The 5,000-nt window shown below is 44.4% G+C and carries 5 protein-coding genes and 1 rRNA gene (1 of these 6 cut by a window edge); 4 read left to right on the plus strand and 2 right to left on the minus strand.

Annotated elements, in window-relative coordinates:
- The first annotated feature begins 503 nt into the window (after positions 1-503).
- Positions 504-1,067: a peptide deformylase gene (gene def / locus BJP37_RS07430; protein WP_075897681.1), complete on the plus strand. Its 564-nt coding sequence runs from the start codon at positions 504-506 to the stop codon at positions 1,065-1,067.
- Between the two features lie 431 nt (positions 1,068-1,498).
- Complete coding sequence (locus tag BJP37_RS07435) at positions 1,499-1,699, plus strand: hypothetical protein (RefSeq protein ID WP_070391807.1); 201 nt, start codon at positions 1,499-1,501, stop codon at positions 1,697-1,699.
- Positions 1,700-1,953: 254 nt separating this feature from the next.
- Here BJP37_RS07435 and BJP37_RS43370 read toward each other — a convergent pair whose 3' ends face one another.
- A complete protein-coding gene (locus BJP37_RS43370) occupies positions 1,954-2,088 on the minus strand; it encodes a hypothetical protein (RefSeq protein ID WP_269086966.1) in 135 nt (44 codons plus the stop codon).
- A gap of 384 nt (positions 2,089-2,472) precedes the next feature.
- Between BJP37_RS43370 and BJP37_RS07440 the strand changes: the two genes are divergently transcribed.
- Together BJP37_RS07440 and BJP37_RS07445 are read left to right on the plus strand one after the other, a co-directional pair.
- The gene (locus tag BJP37_RS07440) at positions 2,473-3,843 is read left to right on the plus strand and encodes a PrsW family glutamic-type intramembrane protease (RefSeq protein WP_075897683.1); all 1,371 of its coding nucleotides are present in this window, start codon (positions 2,473-2,475) and stop codon (positions 3,841-3,843) included.
- Between the two features lie 176 nt (positions 3,844-4,019).
- Positions 4,020-4,799, plus strand: coding sequence for a pentapeptide repeat-containing protein (locus BJP37_RS07445; RefSeq protein ID WP_075897685.1), 780 nt, complete (start codon positions 4,020-4,022; stop codon positions 4,797-4,799).
- 163 nt (positions 4,800-4,962) lie between these two features.
- On the opposite strand, the gene rrf is transcribed toward BJP37_RS07445, so the two are convergent.
- Positions 4,963-5,000, minus strand: a 5S ribosomal RNA gene (rrf, locus tag BJP37_RS07450); it runs 80 nt beyond the window's last position.

The following is a 5,000-nucleotide window of genomic DNA, read 5'->3' on the forward strand; positions in this document are numbered from 1 at the left end:
GCATTCCCCCACCTGGCCTACGGCCACGCTGCGCGAACGTTCAGGTGGGGGTTAGGAGCGCCAAAATGTGATATAATGGCATCATCTTGAGCGGTACGGCAAAGGACAGACAAGATTCTGATCAACCCTGAGGCACGACCTCTCTAGGATTGGGAAAATTAACTTATAAATCTTTTCGAGTCGGTTCATAAACGTCAGACTCTCAGGTAAAAGCTTCATTGAATAAGCCCCATAGCGGAAGCGATGCAGTCGGCCAAAGGGGGTTTCCCCCATGAGCGACTGCATCAAGACAACGACTTGGGGGAACATGCCAGCAAAAGTCCTGGATGTTCGGCGAGGATGCCGCCTGTCGCGAGGGATAAACCCTTGTAATCAAGACGGATACCCCCACCTCGCGAACGCAGGTGGGGGAAGCATTCATGAATCTGTCTGTTGAGTGTTCTAATCCCTTAGCAGCTCTAGTCTAACCCTAACCATAGCCTGACTAACAAGTCGATAACCCCATGACTGCTGAACTTATCGTTGAAAAGAAAAAATTAGAGAATCCACCATTAACAATTCATTATCTAGGCGATCGCGTCCTGCGTCAGCCTGCCAAGCGGGTTGCTAAAGTAGACCACAACATCCGGAAATTAGCTGAGCAAATGCTGCAAACCATGTACAGTGCGGATGGTATCGGTTTGGCAGCCCCTCAGGTCGGGATTAATAAGCAAATGATTGTGGTTGATTGTGAACCTAATAACCCAGACAACCAACCACTGGTGTTAATTAACCCAGAAATCAAGAGTTTTGGTCGCACTCCGTGTGATGGCCAGGAAGGTTGTTTGAGCATCCCCGGTGTCTATTTAGATGTCACCCGTCCAGACGAAATTGAAGTAGCCTACAAGGATCAAAACGGACGCCCTAGAACCTTAAAGGCGAATGGATTACTATCTCGCGTCATTCAGCATGAGATAGACCACCTTAAAGGAGTGATGTTTGTTGATCGGGTGCAAAATGGTCTCGCCTTGACTGAAGAATTGAATAAGCACGGTTTCTCACCCCAAGCGGTGAAACCCATTCAATAACTATACCAATCTGATTTTATTTGTGAAACCTCTGGTGAGGTCGTGATCGGGTGATGGAAAAGACTATAAGCACCTGTTATTGTTCAATTTTAAATTACGATTGCTATAGTCACAGTTGCTATAGTCACAGTAATCTTTATACTCCCTTAACCTTCTACAATTTACTCAACTGTGACTGCTCTTATAAACTTGATCTGAAGTTTGGTTAATCACTTATAATAGGGTATAAATTAAGGTATAAACTAAGGTATAAATTAAAAATTGGCAATTGTCAATATTCACTGCTTAATTAACTAAAACCCAAGCATGATAAATACTAAAAAGCAATAGATATGACCTATTACTTAGCGGTTAGCTATAATTGATTGCGCCACAGCTAATTTAAATATTATGATTTCTGATAAAAATAATCTGTCACAAAAAAGCTTATGATGACACCAAAAAGTGCTCTGTTTTTGATGATTGCCTGTGTTGCTGGGATTGCGGCTGTGGGTTCAATTTTTGAACTTTCCTATGGTGACCCCGAGTTAGGTAAGTTGGTGACTGGAATTATCCTCGCTGCTAGTATTCCTATTGGTGGTCTCTCTTTCTACCTAGCGGTGCTTGATGCCAGGGCGAATATAAAGGGCTAAGGACATTCTTAAAATATACTATTGAAATTTGTTTGGTGGTGCAATTCCTTTGCTATAAACCATCGAAAACTATGGGTGATTAGGATCCAAGGATATACAAAAACGTTGCACAACTGATTACTATCCTGGTGATGTTAATGCAGCCAAAGTAATCCAAAGGCTCTGCTAAGGCGACCGTTGGGCATTTGGGAAGTACGGAACGGATGCAGCGCGTTCTTGGGGAGGCAGTCGGCCAAAGGGGTTTCCTAGGGGGCTTACAGCGATGCAGTCGGCCAAAGGGGGTTTCCCCCATGAGCGACTGCATCAAGACAGGTGCGGAACACTGCGATCGCACACAGACCCATGCGCCATGAGCGACTGCCGTCAAAACCCCCACTCGCGCTCTGCATCAAGACAGGGTCGATGTTTCCTATATCTGTGTTGATCGAGAGATCTGCAAAGGAAAGAAACGTTCTTGAAACTAGAATCCCCTGCCGGATTAGCATGGGTAGTGTGATTGAACCTCCCCACCCGTCGCCGGGATGGGGATTCCCAGGCACAGCCGTGGGCGACTGTTATCGACCTGGGCGTGACTTTCCCGCGCACCGAACGCGCCCCGCGTGGCCTATGGCCAGGGTAGCTGAGTAGGGTCTTTTGCCCTGTTTTTTTGAGACCCTTACTTTTTATATTAACACTATTTGAGACGGAATATTCATCCCCGACCTTTGAGGACAGGGTATTCTTTTCCCTCTCAAACTCTCCCACTCTGATAACCAATAACGACCAAAGTAGCAATGACTGGTCAAGTTTACAGTGGATTTCTGCGCCAGCTTTCCACTAGTGATAACAAAGAGATACTTGCCGTACTACCCCTTTCTGAATTAGAGGATAACGTCATTGGACGTGACCCTAACTGTAAAATTTCCTTAGATCCCTATCGCTACGTCAGCGTATCGCGCCGTCATGCGGTAATTAGCCCTCTGACCCCTCTAAAAAATGGCTGTCCCCGCTGGGAAATTTGTGACCTTGATAGTGTGAATGGCACCTATGTGAATGGCGAATATTTGCAGGGTTGTCAGGAATTGCAGTCAGGGGATCGGATTGAGTTGGGTCACGATGGTCCAAAATTCATCTTTGAGTGCGAGGTAACGACATCCCTTGATTTGCCATCCATCCCATCCCACACTATTGCCATAGAAAAACCCCTAAAACCGATTAGCAAGATACCAAAGCCTCAGAGCGATTATGTCACCTTCACCCAACTGTTTCCCATCTTGTCAACAGGACGGGATTTAAATCAGAAAGCTTTTTTGGCTCCTGGTATCGTGACTGTACTCTTTGTCGTATCAATGTTTGCTGCAGTTGGTCAACCAGTAGTTTTTAATCTTTTGCTAGCTGCCTACTTGGCAGGATTAGCCTATTACTTTGTTTACCAACTTTGTGGCAAACCTAAACCTTGGTGGGTGCTTTTAGGTAGTACTCTATCCACCAGTTTAATTTTGGTCAGTCCGCTGCTGCCCCTATTTATCAAAATTTTTCGGGGAATTTTACCTGGCGATATACCACAACTAGGTGAAGTTATCAACTTGACTACTTTATTCATCCGGATGTTTTTTGGTGCTGGGTTAATGGAAGAGTTGCTCAAGGCTATACCTATGCTGGGACTATATGGTTTGGGACATTTCCTGCGTACCCCTTGGCGAGAAAGAATTGGTGTCTGGGAACCCCTCGATGGAATTTTATTGGGGACAGCATCGGGGGTGGGATTTACTTTGGTAGAAACCTTAGGGCAATATGTGCCGAATATTATAGACGGTGTGATACTGCCAACTACTGAATTGGAGGGTGACCTGTTAGGATTGCAGTTGCTGATTCCTCGGGTTCTTGGGTCAGTGGCAGGACACATGGCTTATAGTGGATACTTCGGGTATTTTATTGGGTTAAGCGTCCTCAAACCCCGTAAGCGTTGGCAGATCATAGGCATTGGCTATCTGAATGCTTCTGCTCTGCATGCCTTGTGGAATGCCATGGGATATGTTAATAGTATACTCTTGGCAATAGTTGGGGTTGTGTCCTACGTCTTTTTAACAGCGGCAATTCTCAAAGCAAGGGCACTGTCACCAACGCGATCGCAAAACTTCGCCACCCAATTTTTTAAAAATTAGGGATAATTATGAAAGTTTAAGGTTTAAAGTTTAAGGTTTAAAGTGTAGCCTTTAAAGGGGTTTAGACGTTTAGCCTATCACGTTAAGTAAAAACTTTAACCACAACTAGGATTGACACTTCATAATTCATAATTGCTAATTCATAATTAGCAGCTGTTGGAAAAACAATGAATTCCATGAACATCAAACTCACAATTGTCACCACTGCGGCTTTACTAACTACGACCAGCCTCAGCACCATTGCTAAAGCTGAAAATCTAGCTCATACTCAACAGTTACTGTCAACCAAACAGTGTCAAGGGTGTGATTTAACTAGGGTAGGTTTGATTATGGCTGACTTAGTGGGTGCTAATCTCGCTGGGGCTGATTTGAGTCGTGCTAATCTCAGCCGTGCTAATTTGACAGGAGCTGACCTGAGTGGTGCCAATCTCAGTGGTGCTTCTCTCAATGGTGCTAATCTTGCTGGTGCTAATCTTGCTGGTGCTAACTTATTCAGTACTGACCTGAGGGAAGCGTTTTTAGTTAATGCCCAATTGTATGGTGTGAGCTTGAGTAATGCTTATATACAAGGAACCATTGGTATTCCAGATTATGCAGGTACCGCAGAAGATTTTTATGCGTGGGGAGTAGTAGAAGCCAAAAGAGGTAACTACAAAACTGCCATTGAGTATTACGACAAAACCTTGAGCATGAAGCCTGACTTTGCTCCAGCTTTTTTGGCTCGTGGTATGGCTCGTTTCCGACTGGGAGAGGAAGTAGCAGCGACCCAAGATGGTACGATTGCTAGTGAACTGTTTAAAGAACAAGGAAATATTCCTGGATACCAGGCGTCACAGAGTTTGGTTAAAGGGATAGAAATTGCCCAAAATTCTACAACCTCTAAAGGAGGTTCTAATTTAGGCAACGCTTTGGCATCGGTTGGGAGCATACTCTTGAGATTTCTTTCTCCGTTTTAAGTTGGTATTTTAATTGGCTAAATTTTAATAAGTTGCTAAATTTTAGGTGTAGGCTGATGGCCAAGCACAACTATCCCTATTTCCTAGAACTATCCCTATTTCCTAAAATACAAAACCTCCTCAGGTCAAGATTACCTAAGGAGGCTTTAGTCTAAATTAATTATCCTGGCACTGAGCTATTTTAGCAGGCAGCTACCCACC

The sequence above is a fragment of the Moorena bouillonii PNG genome, assembly GCF_001942495.1.
GTDB lineage: Bacteria > Cyanobacteriota > Cyanobacteriia > Cyanobacteriales > Coleofasciculaceae > Moorena > Moorena bouillonii.

Excerpts from the sequence above, each read along its gene's own strand:
- def (WP_075897681.1), top strand. The coding sequence starts at position 504 with ATGACTGCTGAACTTATCGTTGAAAAGAAAAAATTAGAGAATCCACCA.
- BJP37_RS07435 (WP_070391807.1), top strand. The coding sequence starts at position 1,499 with ATGACACCAAAAAGTGCTCTGTTTTTGATGATTGCCTGTGTTGCTGGG.
- BJP37_RS43370 (WP_269086966.1), bottom strand. The coding sequence starts at position 2,088 with ATGCAGAGCGCGAGTGGGGGTTTTGACGGCAGTCGCTCATGGCGCATG.
- BJP37_RS07440 (WP_075897683.1), top strand. The coding sequence starts at position 2,473 with ATGACTGGTCAAGTTTACAGTGGATTTCTGCGCCAGCTTTCCACTAGT.
- BJP37_RS07445 (WP_075897685.1), top strand. The coding sequence starts at position 4,020 with ATGAACATCAAACTCACAATTGTCACCACTGCGGCTTTACTAACTACG.